Origin of the sequence: Blastococcus sp. KM273128, assembly GCF_021698975.1 — a bacterium.
Lineage (GTDB): Bacteria > Actinomycetota > Actinomycetes > Mycobacteriales > Geodermatophilaceae > Blastococcus.
Map to the genome: position 1 here is coordinate 22,530 of NZ_SSXA01000025.1, position 20,633 is coordinate 43,162.

General features: G+C 75.1%; 17 protein-coding genes. 11 read left to right on the forward strand and 6 right to left on the reverse strand.

Features of this window, described 5'->3' with window-relative positions:
- Nucleotides 1-59: 59 nt before the first annotated feature.
- The gene (locus E9529_RS09445) at nucleotides 60-1,559 is read right to left on the reverse strand and encodes a class I adenylate-forming enzyme family protein (protein ID WP_236830903.1); all 1,500 of its coding nucleotides are present in this window, start codon (nucleotides 1,557-1,559) and stop codon (nucleotides 60-62) included.
- Between the two features lie 105 nt (nucleotides 1,560-1,664).
- Nucleotides 1,665-2,498 carry a TSUP family transporter gene (locus tag E9529_RS09450; RefSeq protein ID WP_236830904.1) on the reverse strand — a complete coding sequence of 278 codons (834 nt, stop codon included), beginning with the start codon at nucleotides 2,496-2,498 and terminating at the stop codon, nucleotides 1,665-1,667.
- A gap of 116 nt (nucleotides 2,499-2,614) precedes the next feature.
- Here E9529_RS09450 and E9529_RS09455 point away from each other — a divergent pair, with 116 nt between their 5' ends.
- The gene (locus E9529_RS09455) at nucleotides 2,615-3,481 is read left to right on the forward strand and encodes a polysaccharide deacetylase family protein (protein WP_236830905.1); all 867 of its coding nucleotides are present in this window, start codon (nucleotides 2,615-2,617) and stop codon (nucleotides 3,479-3,481) included.
- Nucleotides 3,482-3,503: 22 nt separating this feature from the next.
- On the opposite strand, the gene E9529_RS09460 is transcribed toward E9529_RS09455, so the two are convergent.
- From E9529_RS09460 to E9529_RS09470, 3 genes are all read right to left on the reverse strand, one after another.
- Nucleotides 3,504-4,268 (reverse strand): alpha/beta hydrolase, encoded by a 765-nt coding sequence (locus tag E9529_RS09460; RefSeq protein WP_236830906.1) that lies wholly within the window; start codon nucleotides 4,266-4,268, stop codon nucleotides 3,504-3,506.
- 51 nt (nucleotides 4,269-4,319) lie between these two features.
- Nucleotides 4,320-5,348: an ATP-dependent 6-phosphofructokinase gene (locus E9529_RS09465; RefSeq protein ID WP_236830907.1), complete on the reverse strand. Its 1,029-nt coding sequence runs from the start codon at nucleotides 5,346-5,348 to the stop codon at nucleotides 4,320-4,322.
- Nucleotides 5,349-5,452: 104 nt separating this feature from the next.
- A complete protein-coding gene (locus E9529_RS09470; RefSeq protein ID WP_236830908.1) occupies nucleotides 5,453-6,283 on the reverse strand; it encodes an acyl-CoA thioesterase II in 831 nt (276 codons plus the stop codon).
- Between the two features lie 61 nt (nucleotides 6,284-6,344).
- Between E9529_RS09470 and E9529_RS09475 the strand changes: the two genes are divergently transcribed.
- The 3 genes from E9529_RS09475 (at nucleotide 6,345) to E9529_RS09485 (ending at nucleotide 10,400) form a co-directional block, all read left to right on the forward strand.
- Nucleotides 6,345-7,214 carry a siderophore-interacting protein gene (locus E9529_RS09475; protein WP_236830909.1) on the forward strand — a complete coding sequence of 290 codons (870 nt, stop codon included), beginning with the start codon at nucleotides 6,345-6,347 and terminating at the stop codon, nucleotides 7,212-7,214.
- Between the two features lie 54 nt (nucleotides 7,215-7,268).
- Nucleotides 7,269-8,801, forward strand: coding sequence for a DUF2252 family protein (locus tag E9529_RS09480; protein ID WP_236830910.1), 1,533 nt, complete (start codon nucleotides 7,269-7,271; stop codon nucleotides 8,799-8,801).
- 165 nt (nucleotides 8,802-8,966) lie between these two features.
- Nucleotides 8,967-10,400, forward strand: a complete 1,434-nt coding sequence (locus tag E9529_RS09485) for a sensor domain-containing diguanylate cyclase (protein WP_236830911.1) — start codon at nucleotides 8,967-8,969, stop codon at nucleotides 10,398-10,400.
- Between the two features lie 19 nt (nucleotides 10,401-10,419).
- Here E9529_RS09485 and E9529_RS09490 read toward each other — a convergent pair whose 3' ends face one another.
- Nucleotides 10,420-11,466: a YihY/virulence factor BrkB family protein gene (locus tag E9529_RS09490; protein WP_236830912.1), complete on the reverse strand. Its 1,047-nt coding sequence runs from the start codon at nucleotides 11,464-11,466 to the stop codon at nucleotides 10,420-10,422.
- 95 nt (nucleotides 11,467-11,561) lie between these two features.
- Here E9529_RS09490 and E9529_RS09495 point away from each other — a divergent pair, with 95 nt between their 5' ends.
- From E9529_RS09495 to E9529_RS09525, 7 genes are all read left to right on the forward strand, one after another.
- Nucleotides 11,562-12,032: a heme-degrading domain-containing protein gene (locus tag E9529_RS09495; protein WP_236830913.1), complete on the forward strand. Its 471-nt coding sequence runs from the start codon at nucleotides 11,562-11,564 to the stop codon at nucleotides 12,030-12,032.
- 96 nt (nucleotides 12,033-12,128) lie between these two features.
- Nucleotides 12,129-12,722: a TetR/AcrR family transcriptional regulator gene (locus E9529_RS09500; RefSeq protein ID WP_236830914.1), complete on the forward strand. Its 594-nt coding sequence runs from the start codon at nucleotides 12,129-12,131 to the stop codon at nucleotides 12,720-12,722.
- Between the two features lie 6 nt (nucleotides 12,723-12,728).
- The gene (locus tag E9529_RS09505) at nucleotides 12,729-14,924 is read left to right on the forward strand and encodes an MMPL family transporter (protein ID WP_236830915.1); all 2,196 of its coding nucleotides are present in this window, start codon (nucleotides 12,729-12,731) and stop codon (nucleotides 14,922-14,924) included.
- Between the two features lie 220 nt (nucleotides 14,925-15,144).
- Nucleotides 15,145-16,404 (forward strand): HNH endonuclease signature motif containing protein, encoded by a 1,260-nt coding sequence (locus E9529_RS09510; RefSeq protein ID WP_255708675.1) that lies wholly within the window; start codon nucleotides 15,145-15,147, stop codon nucleotides 16,402-16,404.
- Between the two features lie 233 nt (nucleotides 16,405-16,637).
- A complete protein-coding gene (locus E9529_RS09515; protein ID WP_236830916.1) occupies nucleotides 16,638-18,518 on the forward strand; it encodes a helicase-related protein in 1,881 nt (626 codons plus the stop codon).
- 276 nt (nucleotides 18,519-18,794) lie between these two features.
- Nucleotides 18,795-19,061 (forward strand): WhiB family transcriptional regulator, encoded by a 267-nt coding sequence (locus tag E9529_RS09520; RefSeq protein ID WP_236830949.1) that lies wholly within the window; start codon nucleotides 18,795-18,797, stop codon nucleotides 19,059-19,061.
- A gap of 44 nt (nucleotides 19,062-19,105) precedes the next feature.
- Complete coding sequence (locus E9529_RS09525; RefSeq protein WP_236830917.1) at nucleotides 19,106-20,569, forward strand: YdiU family protein; 1,464 nt, start codon at nucleotides 19,106-19,108, stop codon at nucleotides 20,567-20,569.
- Nucleotides 20,570-20,633 lie beyond the last annotated feature (64 nt).

Consider the following 20,633-nt stretch of genomic DNA (forward strand, 5'->3'; position numbering starts at 1 on the left):
GCCGCCCTTCAGGGTCCCGCGCCGAGCCTGCGAGGCGTGGGGTGAAGGGTGGTCCTTTCTCAGGAAACGGGCTGCCAGTCGGTCTGCTCGCGCAGCGGCGGCTTGAGCACCTTGCCGCCGGGGTTGCGCGGCAGGGGGTCGGTGCGCACCGCGACGAACTGCGGCACCTTGAAGTCGGCCAGCCGGTCGCGGGCGAAGGCGAGCAGGTCGGCCTCGTCCAGGTCGTGGCCGGGCAGCGGGACGACGACGGCGCCGACCTTCTCCCCCATCATCGGGTCGGGCACGCCGACGACCGCGACCTCGCCGACGGCGGGGTGGGCGGCCAGGGCGTTCTCCACCTCGACGCAGTACACGTTCTCGCCGCCGCGGTTGATCATGTCTTTCTTGCGGTCGACGACGTGGACCAGGCCCTCGTCGTCGATGCGGGCGAGGTCCCCGCTGTGCAGCCAGCCGTCGACGAAGGTCTCCGCCGCCTGCTCGGGCTTGCGCCAGTAGCCGGCCACCACGTTCGGGCCGCGGATGAGAAGCTCCCCCACGCCGGTGGCGGGGTCGGGATCCTCCACCCGCAGGTCGACGACGGGCGCGGCGAACCCGACGGAGTCGGCGTGCTCCGCGGCGTACTCGTCGGGCAGGTAGGTCGACACCGAGGAGGTCTCGGTCAGCCCGAAGCCGTTGCCCACCCGGGCGGTCGGGAAGGCTGCCTTGATGCGGTGCACCAGGTCCGGGGCGATCGGCGCACCGCCGTAGCTGACCGCGCGCACCGAGGAGGTGTCGACGTCGGCGAAGCCCGGCTGCTGCAGCGCCAGCCAGTAGATCGCCGGCACCGTCGTCAGCACCGAGATCCGTTCGTCCTCGATCGCGCGCAGGAAGGCGCCGACCTCGAACGCCGGCATGACCACCGCCCGCCCGGCGACGGCGGTGACGACCAGCAGCTGGGAGTTGCAGCCGGTGACGTGGAACAGCGGCACCGAGATCAGCGTCGACAGGCGCTCGTCGCGCGGCAGGGCCAGGCAGCGCAGGCAGGTCTCGACGTTGGACAGGAAGTTCTCGTGGGTGGTCATCGCACCCTTGGGGAAGCCGGTCGTGCCGCTGGTGTAGAAGATGCCGGCCAGGTCGGTGTGCCCCTGGTCGGTCACCTCCAGCGGCTCGCCGTCGGGCAGGGGCGCGCCGGGCTCGACGACGACGGCGGCGCCGGAGTCCTCGACGACGTAGCGCACCTCGGGCTCGGCGAACCGGGTGTTGACCGGGACGACGACGGCACCGGCGAGCAGGGTGCCCCAGAAGACGAGCACCCAGTCGTTGCCGTTGCCCAGCCGGTTGGCGACGCGGTCCCCCGGCTGCACGCCGGCCGCCCGCAGTCCACCGGCGACCCGCGCCGCGCGATCCCAGAGCTGCCGGTAGGTGAGCCGTTCCCCGCCGAGCTCGGCCAGCGCCTCGGCGTCCGGGGCGGTGTCGACGGCGGCGCGCAGCAGGTGCACCAGGTTCTGCGGCAGCCCGGTGTAGCGCCGGATGCCGTCCGGCCCCACCTCGGTGCCGCTCCGGTCGAAGGGGCTGGGCATCCACGACCTCCCGCTACCGGCCGCTGACCTCGTCGTCCGCGTCGTCCGGGCAGTCTGTCGGTGGGCGGCCGCCGTGTCCACCGGCGACTCGGCGCGGATGCCGGATCAGCCCAGCAGCGGGCGCAGGTTCTCCGTCCAGACGTCCCAGCCGAGCCGGCCGATGAGCGCGGTGACGACGACGAGGAAGACGACGCGGATGAACCCGCTGCCCCGGGTCGTCGCCGTCCGGGAACCGAGGTAGCCGCCGAGCATGTTGGCCGCGCCCATGAGCAGGCCCAGCCCCCAGAACACCGCGCCGATCGGGGCGAAGAAGAGCAGCGCCCCCAGGTTCGTGGCGACGTTGACGATCTTCGCCTTGGCGCTCGCGTGCAGGAAGTCGTAGCCCAGCAGCGACACCATGGCGAACACGAGGAACGACCCGGTGCCGGGGCCGAGGATGCCGTCGTAGAAGCCGATGCCCGCCCCCAGCGCGGCGGCGACCCCGTGGTGCCGCCGCCCGGTGTGCCGCAGCGCCGTCACCTCCCCCAGCGAGGGGCGCAGCAGGGTGAACGCCGCGATGGCCACCAGCGCGACGACGATGACCGGCTTGAACACCGCCGCCGGGAGCGCCGCGGCGACCGAGGCCCCGGCGAAGCTGCCCGCCAGCGCGACCAGGGCCATCGGGAGGGCGGTGCGCAGGTCGGGGCGGACCCGCCGCTGGAAGGTGATCGCGCTGGTCGTGGTGCCGAAGATCGACGCCAGCTTGTTGGTGGCCAGCGCCTCGACTGGGCTGATCCCGGGCACGAGCAGCAGCGCCGGCAGCTGCACCAGCCCGCCACCTCCGACGACGGCGTCGATCCACCCGGCGGTCAGCGCGGCCACCAGCAGGAGGAGCAGGACGCTGCCGGGGAGCCCGTCGGGCAGCAGGTCGACCGGGAAGACGTCCCCCACCCCCGCCACGACCTCCTCGTCGCGCGCCCGGTCCCGGGAGCGCCCCGAGCACCGTAGGGCCCCACCTCCGGCCACCGCCGGGCGGGGTGCTTGCCCCTGGGGCGGCGGACCGCGAGGGTGGGGCCGTGCGCAGACGGACGCTCCTCGCCGCAGCCGGCGCGGCCCTGCTCGGCGCCTGCTCGAGCCCGGCGGCCGAGCGCACGAGCGCCCCGCGCTCGACCCGCCCGCCGACGGCGACGCCCTCGACCACCGCCGAGCCGCTGCCGCCGACCAGCGCACCCCCGACCCCGGGGACCGCCGCGGAGGTGCTGGCCCGCTCGACCGTGCCGGTGCTCTGCTTCCACCAGCTGCGTGAGTTCCGTGCCGACGACGGCGCCTACGCCCGCACGATGATCACGCCGCCGGCGACGTTCCGGGCGCAGCTGGAGGCGCTGCGCGACGGCGGCCGCACCCCGGTCGGTGCCCCGCAGCTGGTCGACCACCTGCAGTTCGGTGCGCCGCTGCCGGAGCGGCCGGTGCTGCTGACGTTCGACGACGGATCGGTGACCCACCACTCGGTGGCCCTGCCGCTGCTGCGCGAGCTCGGCTTCCCGGCGGCGTTCTTCCCGATGACCGTGGTCCTCGGGAAGGCGGACTGGTTGAGCGCCGACCAGCTGCGGGAGATGGACGCCGCGGGCATGACCATCGGCGCGCACACGTGGGACCACCAGCGCGTCGACCGGCTGGCCGGGGACCAGTGGGTGGAGCAGCTGGACCGGCCGCGCGCCGAGCTCGGCGAGATCCTGGGGCACCCGGTGGACCTGCTGGCCTACCCGCACGGCGTGTGGTCACCCGAGGCGCTCCCCCGGGTCGAGGCGGCGGGCTACCGGGCGGCGTTCCAGCTGTCCGATCCGCAGGACCCGGCCGCCCCGCTCCTGACCATCCGGCGGATCATGCCGCCGCCGACCTGGGACGGCCCGACGCTGCTGGCGCAGCTGGACGGGTCGTTCTGACCCGTGACCCCGGGCGGCCGGGTCACCGCGGGCGGCCGAGCTCCTCGAGCGCGGCGAGCACCGCCGGCCAGGCGGCGGCGCCCGGGTCGATGACGGCGAAGTGCCCGGCCGGGACCGGGACGAGCGTGGCGGCGGGGTGGCGCCGCACGTAGGCCTCGCTCAGCGCCACGGGCACCACGGCGTCGCCGGTCCCGTGCACGATCCGCACCGGCGGGGCCGGCGACGGCAGCCGGGCGGGGTCCAGGTCGGGCCGCGCGGCGGCGTCCTCCCCCAGGAAGGCCCGCACCGCGCCGTCGCCCAGGCCGAGCGCCTGCCCTTGCCGCAGGTCGGCCACCGGCGCCAGGGCCAGCACGCCGCCCGGCGCGTCGGCCCCCGCGGCGGTCGCGGCGACCAGCAGGGCGAGGTGCCCGCCGGCCGAGTGCCCGGCGAGCAGCACCGGCCGGCCGCCGGTGAGCTCCGGGCGACCGGCGACCGCCCGCAGCGCCGCGCGCACGTCGTCCACCGCCAGGTCCGGCCGGCCGGGCACCCGCCGGTACTCCGGCGCGACGGTCGGCCAGCCGGCCCGGGCCAGCGCCTCGGCCGCGGGGCCGAGGTGGGCGCGGTCGTAGGCGGGCCGCCAGAAGCCGCCGTGCAGCAGCACCACGAGCGGCCGCCCGTGCGGCGCCCTCGGCGCGACCCGCACGTCCGCCACGTGCTCCGCGGCCGGGCCGTACCGGAGCACCTCGTCGGGCGGGGCGGCCGCCCGGGTGAGCACCGAGCGGTCCTCGTCGTCCTGTCGCGGCGGCACGCGCCGGAGGATGACCCGCGCCGGCCGGTGCCGTCCAGCCGGGCCCGGGGCTCAGCCGGTGAACGCCCGGATCTCGCCGAGCCGCTCGGAGGTCACCGTCTTCAGCCGGGCGACCGCGCGCGCGAGCGGCACCAGCTCGATCTCCGTGCCGCGGAGCGCCACCATCTGACCGGTGCGGCCCTCGTGCGCGGCGATCGTGGCGTGCAGCCCGAAGCGGGTGGCGAGCACCCGGTCGAAGGACGTCGGCGTCCCGCCGCGCTGCACGTGGCCGAGGACGGTCGCTCGCACCTCCTTGCCGGTGCGCCGCTCCAGCTCCTCCCCCAGCTGCTGGGTGACGCCGGTGAAGCGGCGGTGGCCGAACTCGTCGATGCCGCCGCGCCGGAACGCCATCTGACCGGGCAGCGGCTCGGCCCCCTCGGCGACGACGCCGATGACGTGCGAGTCCCCGCGGGCGAACCGCTCGCACACCAGGCGGACGACCTCGTCGACGTCGAACGGCTCTTCCGGCACCAGCGTGAGGTGGGCGCCGGCGGCCAGCCCGGCGTGCAGGGCGATCCAGCCGGCGTGCCGGCCCATCACCTCGACCAGCAGCACCCGCTGGTGGGACTCCGCCGTCGTGTGCAGCCGGTCGATGAGCTCGGTGGCGATGCTGACCGCGGTGTCGAACCCGAAGGTGAGGTCGGTGCCGTCGATGTCGTTGTCGATCGTCTTGGGGATGCCCACCACCGGCACCCCGGCCTCCGACAGCAGGTGCGCCGCGGTGAGCGTGCCCTCACCGCCGATGGGGATGAGCACGTCGATCCCGTGCTCGTCGAGCGTGCACTTCATCTCGTCGATGCCCGCGTGCAGCTTCTCCGGCGCCACCCGGGCCGAGCCCAGGGTCGTGCCACCGCGGGTGAGCAGCCCGTCGACCGCGGCGATGTCCAGCGGCGTCGAGCGGTTCTCCAGGAGCCCCCGCCAGCCGTCGCGGAAGCCCACCACCTCGCTGCCGTAGTGGGCACCGGCGGTGCGCACCACCGATCGGATGACGGCGTTGAGGCCGGGGCAGTCCCCGCCTCCGGTCAGCACTCCGATGCGCACCGGCTGGCTCCTCGCGGTCGTGGGCCGGGTCCGCCTGACCATACGTCATGACGTCTAGACGACCGCGGAGGCAGCGGGTGCTCCGGCGCGGCGCTCCCGGGCGGTCAGCGACCGGGGCGGAACGGGTTCCGGCCGGGCCGGAAGAGCGTCTCCTGGGTGAAGCTGGCGGCCAGCAGCCCGCCGGGCGTGGTGATCGACCCGGTGTACCAGCCCCGGCCGCCGGAGACGGTGCGCGGCACCATGTCCATGAGCACCCAGTCGTCCAGCGGGGCGTGCCGGTGGAACCAGACGGCGTGGTCCAGGCTCGGGCCGGGCGCGGCCTCGTCCTCCGGGAGGGCGGAGAGGCCGGTGCCGATGTCGGACAGGTAGGTCAGCACGCAGGCGTGCACGAGCCGGTCCCCCGGCAGCGGCACCGTCGACCGGGCCCAGAAGCGGGTCGGCCAGTGGGCGTCCGGGAACGGCTGCGGCGGGCGCCGCCCCTCCACGGAGAACAGCCGGGGCAGCTCGAACACCGGCAACCCGTCGGGGTGGTCGACGGCGGGCACCTCCTGCACCTGCTGGTCGGGGCCGGCGCCGGGCAGGGCGAAGGACGCCGACATGCTGAACACGACCTCGCCCCCCTGGATGGCGACGACCCGCCGGGCCGAGAAGCTGCCGCCGTCGCGGTCGCGGTCGACGCGGAAGACGGTGGGGCGGGCGGCGTCCCCGCTGCGCAGGAAGTAGCCGTGCAGCGAGTGCGGCAGCCGGTCGGGGTCCACCGTGCGCCCCGCGGCCAGGAGTGCCTGCGCCGCCACCTGCCCGCCGTAGAGGGGGAAGGGGTCGGCGAACAGCAACGTGCTGCGGTAGAGGTCGCGGTCGATCTCCTCCAGCGCCAGCACGTCGAGGACCGTCGGCCCCGCCGGGTGTCGGTCGGGATCGGCAGCCACGGTGTCCACGCAGGGGACCCTAACCGGGTGCCCGGAAGTGGTTAGGGTGCCCTCTGTACCGTCGCCGGTCATGACGAGCGAGCCACGACCCACCGGCGAGGTCCGACCGCCCCGCAAGCGCACCCCGCGGGTCGGCGAGGTCGTCCGGTCCTCGTGGATCACCCCGCACATGGTCCGCGTCGTGCTCGGCGGCGAGGGCCTGGCCGGGTTCCCCGCGAGCGAGCTCACCGACCGCTACGTCAAGCTGCTCTTCCCGCCCCCGGGCGCCCCCTACGCCGTGCCCTACGACCCCGAGCAGGTCCGCGCCGAGCTGCCCGCCGACCAGTGGCCGGTCACGCGCACCTACACGGTGCGGGCCTGGGACGCCGCCGCCGGGGAGCTGACCATCGACTTCGTGCACCACGGCGACGAGGGGCTGGCCGGGCCGTGGGCGGCCGCGGCCCGGCCCGGCGACCGCATCCAGTTCCTGGGTCCCGGCGGCGCCTACGCCCCCCGCCCCGACGCCGACTGGCACCTGCTCGCCGGCGACGAGAGCGCGCTGCCCGCCATCGCCGCGTCCCTCGACCGGCTGCCGGCCGGCGCACGGGCGCTGGTGTTCGTGGAGGTGGCCGGGCCCGAGGAGGAGCAGACCGACCTGGCTCTCTCCCCCACCGTCGACCTGCGCTGGTTGCACCGAGGGGGCGCGCTGCCCGGTGTGGCCTTGGTCCAGGCGGTCGAGGCCATCCGGCTCCCACCGGGCAACGGGCACGTGTTCGTCCACGGCGAGGCGTACGCCGTCCGCGACCTGCGGCGCCACCTGCGCGCCGAGCGGGGGCTCGACCCGGGGTGGACGTCGATCTCCGGCTACTGGCGCCGCGGCGACACCGAGGACCGCTGGCAGTCGGGCAAGCGCGAGTGGAACGCCGCCCTCGAGGCGGAGGACGCCGCGGCGGTCGGCTGACCGTCACACGATCGTCGTGTGCCTGCGGCGGGTCCGAGCGGGTAGCCGGGCTGCATGCCCTCCGATCGACAGCGGACGACCGCCACCCGCGACGAGCTGATGCGCCAGGCCCGCGAGCGCGGCATCCCCGGCCGCAGCCGCATGTCCAAGGACGACCTGGTCGCCGCGCTGCGCGGCCCGCAGCGGGAGGCGCCGCTGCACGAGACCGGGCACCCGCCCGCGGGGCGCCGGCAGATCAGCTCGCGGATCGAGGCGTTCCGCCGGCTCGCCGAGGCCCGCGCCGCCGGTGAGATGGTGCTCATCCCCCGCATGCTCACCGGCAACGACCGCCGGGTGCACGTGCGGGAGACCGTGCGCGAGGACCACGAGACGCGGATCGCCTCCGGTGACCTGGAGGCGCGCGCGAAGTTCGACAAGCTCGCCGGCTCGGTCTTCCACTTCTTCCGCGGCACCGCGCTGCTGTTCTACCGGGACCTGTCCGGCGAGGACGCCCGGCTGCCCACGGTGCTCGCGCTCGGCGACGTCCACCCCGGCAACTTCGGGGTGATGCCCAGCGCCGACAACGTGCCGGTCTTCGGCGTCAACGACTTCGACGACGCCTACTACGCCCCCTTCACCTGGGACCTCAAGCGGGGCGCCGTCGGCTTCCTGCTGGGCGCGGCCGAGAAGGGCGGCCACGGCCGCAAGAAGCAGCGCGCCGTCGCCGAGCGGTTCGTGCGCGGCTACGTCGCCGGCATCGCGGCCTACGCCTCCGAGGGGCGGGAGGAGACCGAGCAGCTCCGGCTGGACAACGCGCCGCGGCTCGTCCGGGACCTGATCGCGAGCACGCTGGAGACCAGCCGGGCCGACTGGCTGGCCGGGCTGCTCGAGGGCACCCGGCGCGGCTTCCGCACCGACGAGGAGCTGGTGCCGGTGAGCAGCCGCCGGGAGGAGTTCCAGGAGGTCGTCAACCGGTACGTCGCCGAGAACGAGGTGCCGGTGCCCGAGCGGGCCGGCGCGATGCGCGTGAAGGACGTCGCGGAGCGGCGCGGCGCCGGCACCGCCTCGCTGGGGCTCACCCGCTACTACGTGCTCGTCGCCGGCGTGCGGGACGACGGCACCGACGACCTGCTCCTGGAGTTCAAGCGCGCCCGCCGCTCGGCGCTGTCGGGCCTCGTGCCGCCGTCGGGGTACGAGGTGGACGGCGAGGGCGACCGGATCCGGCACGCCCAGCGGGTGCACCTGGTGAGCGGGGACGTCTTCTACGGCAGCGTCGACATCGACGGGCAGAGCTTCATGGTGCGGGAGCGGGCGCCCTACCGGGACGACCTGGGCCTGGGTTCCCTCTCGCCCGGGGCCTGGAAGCGCTACGCCGAGATCTGCGGCCGCGTGCTGGCGCACACCCACGCCATGTCGGACGAGACCGGCAACGTCGACTACGACGTCGAGCCGGCGATCCTCGACGCCGTCGGCAACCGGGAGCTGTTCGTCGACGACGTTCTGCGCTGGGCGGAGGAGGCGGCCGACCGGGTGCGGCAGGACCACGCCCACTTCCGCGCCGACCACGCCCTCGGCGCGTTCCGCAGCGTGGACGTCGTCTACCGCTGACCGGTCCCGCCACCGGGGAGGTCCCCCACTACCCCGGGTGAGACGGCCCGGTCCCGATCGGACCGGGCCTCAAGCTCCGCCTCCGGCTGCCGATCCGACCGGTACGGCCGGAGGAGGCACGGTGGCGATCGGTGCACCGACCAGGACCACGGCAGGGCAGCGGCGATGGGGCCCCTCGTGGTCTCCGGCGTGCTCGTCGCCGTCATGGGCGCGCTGGGGCTCGTCTCCACGCAGCAGGCCGGTGAGCTCGCCGTCGAGCAGCACCGGGCCGACCGCGTCCAGAACACGAACGTCGTCGGCCAGCTGACCGCGCAGGCCGTCCGCGACGGGTTCGGCCAGCTGGCCTCGGTCCTCGCGGTGCAGGAGGACGCGGGCGTGCCGGCGTTCAGCGCCACGCCGGGGACGGACGCCGCCGACCGGGACGATGCGCGGATCCGGGAGTTCGTGGTGAGCGCGGGCGACGCAATGGACCGCGGTGCCGCCGTGGTCAACGCTCTCGGGCAGGTCGTGGCGTCCTACGCGCCGACGGGCGAGACGGCGTCCCCCTCCGACCCCGGGTTCGGCCCCCTGCTGGCGGCCCTCGCCGAGCCCGGTGGGGAGCGCCTCCCGGTGTCCGGCGTCGTCAGCATCGCCGGTGAGCCGGCCCTCGCGCTCGGGGTCCTCGTGACGCTGTCCGACGGGTCCACCGGGCTCTTCCTGTGCGCCTGGGCCGCCCGGGAGTTCGCGGGCGACCACCTCACCGGCAGCGAGGGCGAGGGCTGGATCGTCGACGAGGCCGGGCTCGTGGTCGGCTCCGCGGACACGCGGGCGATCGGTTCGGCGTTCCCGTACCCGCGCGCCCTCACCGCGGTGCGGTCCGGCGGGGACAGCGGCATCGCGGACACCACCGACGACGGCACCGACCACGTCGTGAGCTGGCAGCGGATCCCCGGGACCACGTGGGTGGCCGTGAACGTCCAGACCCGGGACGCCTTCCAGGGGCACCTCGACCGCGCCGCCCTGCGGACCGAGCTCCTGGTCGTGGCCATGCTGCTGATCACCGGCACCGCGCTCGTCGTCCTGGGCCGGCGCCGCGAGCAGGCCATGGCCGTGATCGCCTCGACCGACGAGCTGACCAGGATCCACAACCGGCGCGGCTGGTTCGAGCTGGCCGAGCAGGAGCTGGCCCGGGCCGCCCGGAACGGCGAGCGCCGCCTGGCCGTCTTCGTCGACCTCGACGGCCTCGAACAGGTCAACGACGTCCTCGGGCACGAGGAGGGCGACCGCGCCATCGCCTCCGCGGCATCCGTGCTCCGGGCCGCCTGCCGGTCGGGCGACGTCCTCGGCCGGCTCGGCGGTGACGAGTTCGTCGTCCTGCTGGGTGACGGCACGGACGAGGCGGAGGTCCGGCGCCGGCTGGCGGTGGCCCTCGGCGACTTCAACGCCGGGTCCACCGCGGCCTTCGAGCTCCGCTTCTCCATCGGCGCCGAGGTCTGGGACCCCCACCGGCCGTGCTCCGTGGACGATCTCGTGCGCCGCGCGGACGAGCGGATGTACGCCGACGAGCAGTCGCGCACCGACCGCTACGTGAACCTGATGCGGATCCCTGCCAAGGCCTGACCGCGGGAAAGACCCTCGGCTACCGCTGATCACCCACCTCGTCCCGCGGGACGTCGCCGGGGAACCCCTCGACGTCGCGCGGGCGCGGCGCGGCGTCCTTGCGGAAGGTGGCCTCCACCCGCTGGAACCCCTTGTACCGCTCGCTGCGCGCGTACCCGGTGTAGGCGCGGACGTCGGCCCGGGTCAGGTCGACGTCGTCGGTGAACGGGGTGAGCAGCGACCGCGGGTAGAGCCGGCGGTGGCGGACGACGTTGATCTCCGCGGCGAGCACGACGACGAGCGCCTGCAGGTAGATCCACACGACCAGGCCGAGGATGACGCCGAAGACCCCGTAGACGTCGCTCGACCGGGTCACGTACGTCCCGAAGTAGTACGCGCCCAGCCGGTGCAGCAGCTCCCAGAGCACCGCGGCGATCACCGCGCCGACGGCGACGTTGCGCCAGTCCAGCCGGCGGGCGGTGAGCACCTGGTAGAGGACCAGGAAGATGCCGACGTTGATAGCCAGCCCGGTCAGCGTGCCCACCCCGGTGACCAGCGGGGTGGGCACCGGCAGGGTCTCCGGGACGGCGGAGACGAAGGCGGTGAGCGCCGTCGAGAGGATCGCGGCCAGGCCGAGCACCAGCACGAGCAGCAGGCTGCGCAGCCGCGAGAGCACCGGGTTGGGCTGGGCGAACCGCGGGACGGCGTAGATCCGGTTGAGCGCCGCCTGGGCCGCCTGCATCACGCCCAGCCCGCCGTAGACGCTGCCCAGCACGCCGATGACCAGGGCGGGGCCGCTGCCGCGGAAGGTGCCGATGTTCTCGACCAGCGCCGGGCCCAGCAGCGGGAAGTCCGACAGCGCCGACTCGAGGATCTGCTGCTGGAGCACCGGGTCGTCCTCCAGCAGGAAGCCCAGCACCGAGGTGAGCACCAGCAGCAGGGGGAACAGCGAGACGAACCCGTAGTAGGTGATCAGCGCGGCCAGGTGCGGCCCGCGGTCGTCGACGAACTTGTAGACCACCGCCAGCGGCAACCCCACCGCCGGGTGCCTGGCCTGGAACGCGTCGAGCCGTGCGGCTACAGCCATGCGTGCACCTCCTCCCCGGTCGGCGGCTACCCGGAACCGCTGCGGGCACGCACCACCGGGGTCGGGGCGCAGGAGCATCGGGGTAGGAAGGTCGCATGACGCAGCCCTTCCCCACCGTCGCGGAGCTCGCCGCCCAGGAGCGGGAGCTCCAGCTGACCCCGTTCACCAACGACGACGCCTGGGCCCTCGGCTGCGCGCTGGTGGCCGCCGCCCGGCGGGAGGACGCCCCGGTCGCCGTCGAGATCGCGCGCAACGGCCACCGGCTGTTCTCCGCCGCGCTGCCGGGCGCGACGCCGGACAACGCGACCTGGATCGAGCGGAAATCCCGGGTGGTGCACCGGTTCGGGCGCAGCTCGCTGCACGTCCGGCAGGACAGCATCGAGCGCGGCACCACGTTCGAGGCCGAGTTCGGGCTGGACCCGCAGCTCTACGCCGCCCACGGCGGGGCGTTCCCCCTGCTCGTGCGGGACGTCGGGCCGGTGGGCGTCGTCGCCGTCTCCGGGCTCCCGCAGCTGGCCGACCACCGGATGGTCACCAGCGTGCTGGCCGAGCACCTGGAGCGCTGACCCGGCTCCCCCGGACGCGCCCGGTGTGGCGCAGCTAACCGACGGGATCGGTCGGATCACCTACCAGATCGGTCGGTGGGTCGTACCCTGGTCGCCGTGGCACGACCGTTCCGGCAGCAGGTCGACGAGGGGATTCTCGACACCGCCGCCACCCTCTTCGCCCGGCGCGGGTACACCAAGACCTCGGTCCAGGACGTCGCCGCGGCCGTCGGGCTGTCGAAGGCCGGCCTGCTGCACCACTTCCCGAGCAAGGAAGCACTGCACCAGGCGGTCCTCGACCAGGCCGGGGCGCTCGGCCAGCGGGTGCTGGAGCTGGTGGGCCATATGCCCGTCGGCCCCGACCGCGACCGCCGGGCCCTCGAGGTCCTGGTCGACATCGCGCTGGAGCACCCCGGGCTGGTCGCGCTGCTGCTCGCGCCGGTGACCGGCGGCGACTGCGACCCGGACCAGCTGGGGGCAGCGGCCACCCCGGCGCTGCAGGCGTTCGGCGTGGACCCGGCGGAACCCACGGGCGAGCGGGCGGTCCGCACCATCGGCGCGCTGTCCGCCCTGGCCGTGCTCACGCTCACCGCCCGCTCGCGCGACGAGGGGACGTCGTGGCGCCCCGCGATCGTCGCCACCTGCTTCGACGCGCTCGGCCACACCCGGCCCGGCGCTGCTCTTCCCGATCCCCACCAGGTGGAGGCCTGATCCCGCATGGCTGTCTTGTTGTCCCGACTCGGGGCCTTCGCGCACCGGCGCCGGCTCCCGGTGATCCTGGTCTGGCTGGTGCTGCTCGTCGCCGGAGGAGCAGGCGCGGCCACCCTGGCCGGTGAGACGTCCGACGCGTTCAACATCCCCGGCCAGGAGTCGACCACCGCCCTCGAGCGGATCGACGAGGAGTTCGGCAGCGCCGGCGGGGCCTCGGCCCGGGTCGTGGTCGCCGCACCCGAGGGCGAGACGCTGACCACGCCGGAGAACGCGGGCGCGATCCAGCAGCTGGTCGCCGAGCTGGGCGGCCTGCCCGGCGTCGCGGCGGCGAGCAACCCGCTGGACCCCGCCGCGCCCGCGGTCAACGCCGAGCAGACCACCGCCTACAGCACCGTGACCTTCGCCAGCGGGCTGGGCGAGGTCACCCCGGAGGAGCGCGACGCGCTGCTGGAGGCGGTGGAGGCGGCCGGGGACGGCGCGCTGACCGTCGAGGTGACCGGCCAGGCGATCCAGGAGCCGCCGCACGTCGGCGGCCCCGCGGAGGTCATCGGCGTCGTGGTGGCGCTCGTCGTGCTCGCGGTCACCTACGGCTCGCTCGTCACGGCCGGCATGAACCTGCTGACCGCCGTCGTCGGCGTCGGCATCGGCGTCCTCGGCGTCACCATCGCCACCGGCTTCGTCGAGCTCTCGTCGACCACGCCGATCCTCGCCGCGATGCTGGGCCTCGCCGTCGGCATCGACTACGCGCTGTTCATCGTGACCCGCTTCCGGCAGGAGCTGCGGCACGGGGCGCCCGTGGGCACCGCGGTCAGCACCGCCGTCGGCACCGCGGGCTCGGCGGTGGTCACGGCCGGGCTGACCGTCGTGATCGCGCTGCTCGGGCTCTCGGTCGTCGGCATCCCCTTCCTGACCCAGATGGGCATCGCCGCGGCCGCGACCATCGTCGTCGCCGTCCTCGTGGCGATCACCCTGGTGCCTGCGGCGATCAGCCTCCTGGGCCGCCGGGTGCTGCCCCGCCGGCAGCGCGCCGTCATCGACCCCGCCGAAGCTCCCTGGAGAGAGCCGGTGGACGCCGGCGACCGCGGCTTCCTCGCCGGCTGGGTCGCCACGGTGACCCGCCACCGGGTCGTCTCGCTGCTGCTCACCGTGCTGGTGCTCGGCCTCATCGCCATCCCGGTCTTCTCCATGCGCACCACGCTGGTGCAGGAGCCGGCCGAGGACTCCACGGCCGCCCGCGCCGACCAACTGCTCGCCGAGGGCTTCGGCGAGGGCTTCCTCGGCCCGCTGGTCATCCTGTTCGAGGGCGAGGGCGCGCCGGAGGCCGCGGCCGCGGCCAGCGCGACGGTCGCCGAGGTCGAGGACGTCGCCCTGGTGACGCCGCCGACGCCCAACGCCGACGGCACCGCGGCCCTGCTCAACGTCATCCCCGGGTCGGGGCCGACCACGGCGGAGACCGAGCAGCTCGTCGAGGACCTGCGGGCGGAGCTCGCCGAGCTGGACGGGGTCGAGGCCTCGGTCACCGGCGCGACGGCGGTCAGCGTCGACGTCGCGGAGAGCCTCAACGAGGCGCTGCCGGTGTACCTGCTGCTCGTCGTCGGGCTGGCGCTGGTCCTGCTGGTGCTGGTCTTCCGGTCGCTGCTGGTGCCGCTGGTCGGTGTCCTGGGCTTCGTCCTCACCGTGGGGGCGTCGCTCGGCGCCACCGTCGCGGTGTTCCAGTGGGGCTGGCTGACCGACCTGGTGGCCCTGGACGTGACCGGGCCGCTCATCAGCCTGACGCCGATCCTGGTGATCGGGATCCTGTTCGGGCTGGCCATGGACTACCAGATCTTCCTGGTGTCCCGGATGCACGAGGCGCACAGCCACGGCGTCGCGCCCCTGGAGGCCATCCGTACCGGGTTCCGCCAGGCGGCACCGGTCGTCGTCGCCGCCGCGCTGATCATGTTCTCGGTCTTCGCCGGGTTCGTGCCGGCGGGCGAGCCCACGATCAAGTCGATCGCGTTCGCCCTGGCGGCGGGCATCCTGTTCGACGCCTTCGTGGTGCGCATGGTGCTGGTGCCCGCGGCCCTCGCGCTGCTGGGCCACCGCGCCTGGTGGCTGCCGCGCTGGCTGCAGTGGCTGCCGGTGCTCGACGTCGAGGGCGCCGCGCTGGAGAAGTCCGCCCCCGCGCACGACCGGGAGACGGTCGCCGCCGCCCGGCGCTGACCCACCGCTCCCACCGGACGGCCCGCCTGCCCGCGCAGGCGGGCCGTCCGTCGTCCAGGACGCCGGGTGCGACTCCGGCCCGCGGGGTCCGGTGGTCATCGAGCCGCGCGCCGGCAGCCTCGGCGGGTGGCCCCGTCAAGACCTTGCCGGGACCTGTGGACAGGCGGTTGACCTGCACGTTCATGTCGCGAACGCCGCCGGGTGGCGATACTATTCGTACATGCGTTCGACAGGCGTGGACGGCGCGATCGGCCGGTTGGTCGCCGCGCTGGACGACCTGTCCGCCGAGGAGCTGTCCGGCCGGTTCGGGCCGCAGCTGATCGACCGGCTGGCCCCGCTGCTGGTCGCCGGGAACCGGCTGACCGCCGAGATCGCCCGCACCGTCCGCCAGAGCGAACTCACCGGAGCCGCCGAGCACGACGGGCACAAGACCATGGCCTCCTGGCTGCGCGGGCACGCCCGCCTCGCCCCGGCCGCGGCCTCCCGGCTGGTCGCCGCCGGGCGCGCGATGGAGGCCCTGCCCGCCGTCGCCGCCGCGGCCGGCACCGGCGCGGTCGCACTCGACGCGCTCGCCGAGATCGCCCCGGCGATCACGCCGGCCAAGCTGGCCGCCGCCCGAGCCCAGGGCGTGGACCTGGCGGGTGTGGGCGAGGCGTTCGCCGAGGTGGCCGCCACCCGGCCGCACGAGGAGCTGCGCCAGCTCGTCGACCACTACAAGGACCGCCTCGATCCCGACGGGCCCGAACCCGACCCCACCGAGGGCCGGTCGTTCACCCTGGTCAAGCACGCCGACGGCAGCGTCAGCGGCCGCTTCGAACTCGACGCCGTCGGCGGGGAGAAACTGCAGACCGCCGTGGAATCCATCGCGCAGGCCAACCGGCCCGCCGGGGACACCCGCACCCGCGCCCAGCAACAGGGTGACGCCCTCGTCCAGCTCGCCGACAACCAGCTCGCCGCCGGCACCCTGCCGACACTGCGCACCCAGAAACCGCACGTCGTCGTCCGGGTCGACCTCGACGACCTCATCGACCCCGCCACCGCCGGCCCCGGCGCCGCCCAGACCGGCTTCGGCACCATCCTCTCGGCCGCCCGCGCCCGCTGGCTGGCCTGCGACGGCGGCATCAGCCGCATCGTCATCGGCCCCGACGGCGAAGTCCTCGACCACGGCCGCCGCCAACGGGTCTCCCCACCCGGACTACGCCGCGCCCTGGACGCCCGCGACCGCGGCTGCGTCTTCACCGGCTGCCACGCCCCCGCCCACTGGTGCGACGTCCACCACCTCGTCCACTGGATCGACGGCGGCGAGACCAACCTGGCCAACTGCGCGCTCCTGTGCGAACGCCACCACACCAAGATCCACCACGGATTCCGGATCGAACGCCAACCCGACGGCCGATGGCGCACCTGGCGCCCCGACGGCACCGAGATCCTCATCCTCCCCCGCACCACCGCAGAACCCGCCCGGATCCGCGCCGGCTGAACGGCCACCGCCCCCCGCGGGCATGGATCGGTGACCCTCGGTGTTGGCTCAGGGGACGACGCGGCTCGGCAGAGGCGCGCACCTGCCCCCGAGCTCTTCGAGGATCACGCTTGCCCGAGCACCACCCACAGCCCACCACCGCCCGCCGGCGGAACCGGTCCGCCACCCGCGCAGCAGCCACCCACGGCACCGACCGCACGGCTCGCGAGAACGACCGCGCTGCCGTCCGAGACGTGGACAGCGCGGGCACGCCCGGCGCCGACCGAGCGGACGCCCGCGACGCGCAGCACCCCGCCGGCCGCGACCGCAGCCGTGACCGCCGCGCCGCCGGCCGTGGCGACGACCGCGACGCCGCGCGCGCGGAGAAGCGCACCGCGGCCCGCGAGGCCGACCGCCTCGCGGCGCACGAGGAGAAGCGGGCCCAGCAGAGCTGGGTGGAGGGCGCCGCACCGGAGCTACCCACCCGCGCCACCCGTCCCGAGGAGGTCGTCTTCCACCTCGGCCCGACCAACTCCGGCAAGACCTACGAGTCCCTCCAGGCGCTGGCCGCGACCGGCTCCGGCGTCTACGCCGCACCGCTCCGGCAGCTCGCGCACGAGGCCTACGCCAAGCTCTCGGCCCAGCTGCCCGAGGGCACGGTGGGCCTGTCCACGGGCGAGGAGGAGATCGACCCCTTCGCGCCCATCGTCTGCTGCACCGTGGAGAAGGCCCCCGACCGCGGCGAGATGCTCGTGCTCGACGAGGCGCACTGGGTCACCGACCCCGACCGCGGGCACCACTGGGCGCGTCTCCTGCTCACCGGCGAGTACCGCAGCATGCACCTGATCTCCGCCGCCGAGGCCTACCTGGTGCTCAAGCCGCTGGTCCGCGACGCCGAGCACGTCGAGGTCGTCAACCACAAGCGGCTGTCGCGGCTCGACGTGCTGCGTGCGCCGGTGCGACCGGCCGGCGTCCGCCCGCAGACCCTCGTCGTCGCCTTCTCCCGCAAGGCCGTGTACGCCGTCGCCGCCGAGCTCGACCAGCACCGCCCCGGCAAGGTCGGCGTCCTCTACGGGGCACTGCCCCCCGCCACGCGGCGCGAGGTCATCGAGCGGTTCACCAGCGGTGAGCTCGACGTCCTGGTCACCACTGACGTCATCGGCCACGGCATCAACGTGCCCGCGACCACCGTGCTCTTCGCCGAGACGACGAAGTTCGACGGCCAGGAGATGCGGCCGCTGCGCACCTGGGAGGCCGCGCAGATCGCCGGGCGGGCCGGGCGCTACGGCCTGACCGGCCACGGCGCCGTCGGCATCCTCATCGGCGTCAGCGGGCTCAAGCCGGTCGCGGCGCTCGTCGGTGCCGGGGCCGCGGTCGCCCGTGGCGACGAGATGAGCGACCTCCCCAAGCGCGCCCCCCGCCTGCGGCCCGAGCTCGAGGACCTCGGTGCCATGGAGGCGGTCGACCTCCCCGAAGCGCTGGTGCGCTGGATGGCGTGGGCCCGGGCCGCCACCCGCGACCAGGCGATGACCGCCGACGACGTCACCAGCCTCGTCCTCCGGGTGCACGCACTGCTCCCGCTGCTGCGCGGCCCGCTGGGCGCGGTCGGCGACCTGGACACCGTCTGGCGGCTGGTCAACCTCGCGATCGACTACAACCCGCCCCGGCGCACCCGCTGGCTGGTGCTCGCCCGCGCCGCGCTGCGGCACGCGGCCGGCCTCCCCGTCCCGCAGGAGATCGTGCTGCCCGACGTCCCCCGTGGCGGAACCGTCGAGGAGTACGAGCAGGCTGCAGCGGCCGCCCGCGACGCCCAGACGCTGCTGCGCCAGTTCCCCGGCGTCGCCGGCCTGGACAGCGAGGACGCCGCCTGGGTCGAGGAGGAGTGCGCCGAGATGATCACCGAGCTGCTCCCCGACGCCATCGCCCTGGGCCGCTCCGGGAAGTGCGTGGAGTGCGGGAGCGCCATCGCGCCGTGGTTCACCACCTGCCGCCCCTGCAGCGCCCCGGCCGGCCGGCGCGACACCCAGCGCGAGCGCCGCCCCGTCGGCGGTGGCCGGCGGGCCGCGGGACGGGCAGCCGGTCGCGCGCTCGGTGGTCGGCAGGGTGGCCCGCGCGGGCGGTCCCGCCGCGGCTGACGGATCCTGCCCACCCGCAGCAGCCCGGCGGGTCGGGTAGCCACACATCTGCCCAATCGGACGGGCCGGTTTCGTACCAGATCTGCCAGTGCCGATCCGGCGGCGGCTCCGTAACGTCACAGGAAGCAAGCAGGCCGTACCGGTCCGTCACCGCGCCTGCCACGACCGTCCACCGAGGAGCTTCCCGTGCCTTCCCTCTCCCGCCCCGTCCTCACGCTGGTCCCCGGCTCCGCAGCCGACACCCGGGACCACTCCCCCGTCGGCGCCTTCGCCCCGCTGGACGCCGCCTGGGCCGTCCCGGCCGAGTCCGACGACTCGTGGCGCATCGACGCGCTGTGCGCCGAGACCGACCCCGAGGCGTTCTTCCCGGAGAAGGGCGGCTCCACCCGGGACGCCAAGCGGGTCTGCACCGGCTGCCCCGTGCGCGCGGAGTGCCTCGAGTTCGCCCTGGCCAACGACGAGCGCTTCGGCATCTGGGGCGGCCTCTCGGAGCGCGAGCGCCGCCGGGTCCGGCTCCAGCGCCGCGGGACCATCAGCGCCTGATCGTTCCCGGGCCGGCCGCCCCGCCGGCTCGTACCCTCGGGGGCGTGACCTCCGCCCCGGCCCGGACCGTGTCCCTGGACGCCCGCTTCGCGCGGGACCTCCCGGAACTGGCGGTGCCCTGGCAGGCCGACGAGGCGCCCGACCCCCGGCTGCTGCTCCTCAACGAGCCGCTGGCCGCGGAGCTCGGCCTCGACGCCGCCGCGCTGCGCGGCCCGGACGGCGTCCGGCTGCTGGTCGGCACCGCGGTCCCCGACGGGGCCACCCCGGTGGCGCAGGCCTACGCCGGGCACCAGTTCGGCGGCTTCACCCCGCGGCTGGGCGACGGGCGCGCCCTCCTGCTGGGTGAGCTCACCGGTGCCGACGGCGTGCTGCGCGACCTGCACCTCAAGGGGTCGGGCCGCACCCCCTTCGCCCGCGGCGGTGACGGCCTCGCCGCGGTCGGCCCGATGCTGCGCGAGCACGTCGTCAGCGAGGCGATGCACGCCCTGGGCATCCCGACCACCCGTGCCCTCGCCGTCGTCGCCACCGGCCGTGCCGTCCGGCGGGAGACGCTGCTGCCCGGAGCCGTCCTCGCCCGCGTCGCCGCCAGCCACCTGCGGGTGGGCACCTTCCAGTACGCCACCGTGCTCGGCGACGTCGACCTGCTGCGCCGCCTGGCCGACCACGCCATCGCCCGCCACCACCCCGGGGCAGTCGACGCCGAGAGCCCCTACCTCGCCCTCTACGACGCCGTGGTGGGCGCCCAGGCCGAGCTGGTCGCGCAGTGGATGCTGGTCGGCTTCGTGCACGGCGTCATGAACACCGACAACACGACCATCTCCGGCGAGACGATCGACTACGGCCCCTGCGCCTTCCTCGACGCCTACGACCCCGCCACCGTCTACAGCTCGATCGACCACAGCGGGCGGTACGCCTACGGCAACCAGCCGGCCGTCGCCCAGTGGAACCTGGCCCGGCTGGCCGAGGCGCTCCTCCCCCTGCTGGCGGAGGACCAGGAGCAGGCGGTCGCCCTCGCGATGGAGTCGCTGCGCGGCTTCGCCCCGCGGTACCAGGCCGCGTGGACCTCGGGCGTGCGCGCGAAGCTCGGCCTGTCCACCGACGTCGACGAGGCGGTCGTCCGCGAGCTCGCCGAGGAGCTGCTCACCCTGCTCGCCCGCGACCACGTCGACCTCACGTCGGCCTTCCGCGCGCTGGGGGCGGCGGCCCGGGGCGACGTGGAGCGGGTGCGGCTGCTCTTCCTCGACCTGGCCGGCATCGACGGATGGCTGGGCCGCTGGCGCGCGCTCGGCCCGGACGCCGACGCCATGGACCGCGTCAACCCCGCCTACATCCCGCGCAACCACCTGGTCGAGGAGGCCCTGGAGGCGGCGACCGAGGGTGACCTCGCGCCGGTCGGCCGGCTGCTGGAGGCGGTCACCGCCCCCTTCGAGGAGCGGCCCGGCCTGGAGCGGTACGCGGCGCCCGCCCCGCAGGACTTCGGGACGTACCGCACCTTCTGCGGCACCTGAGCCGGCACCCGCCCCGGGTGCCGACCCGGGGCGGGTTCGCACCGGGCACGCGGGGTAGTCGCCG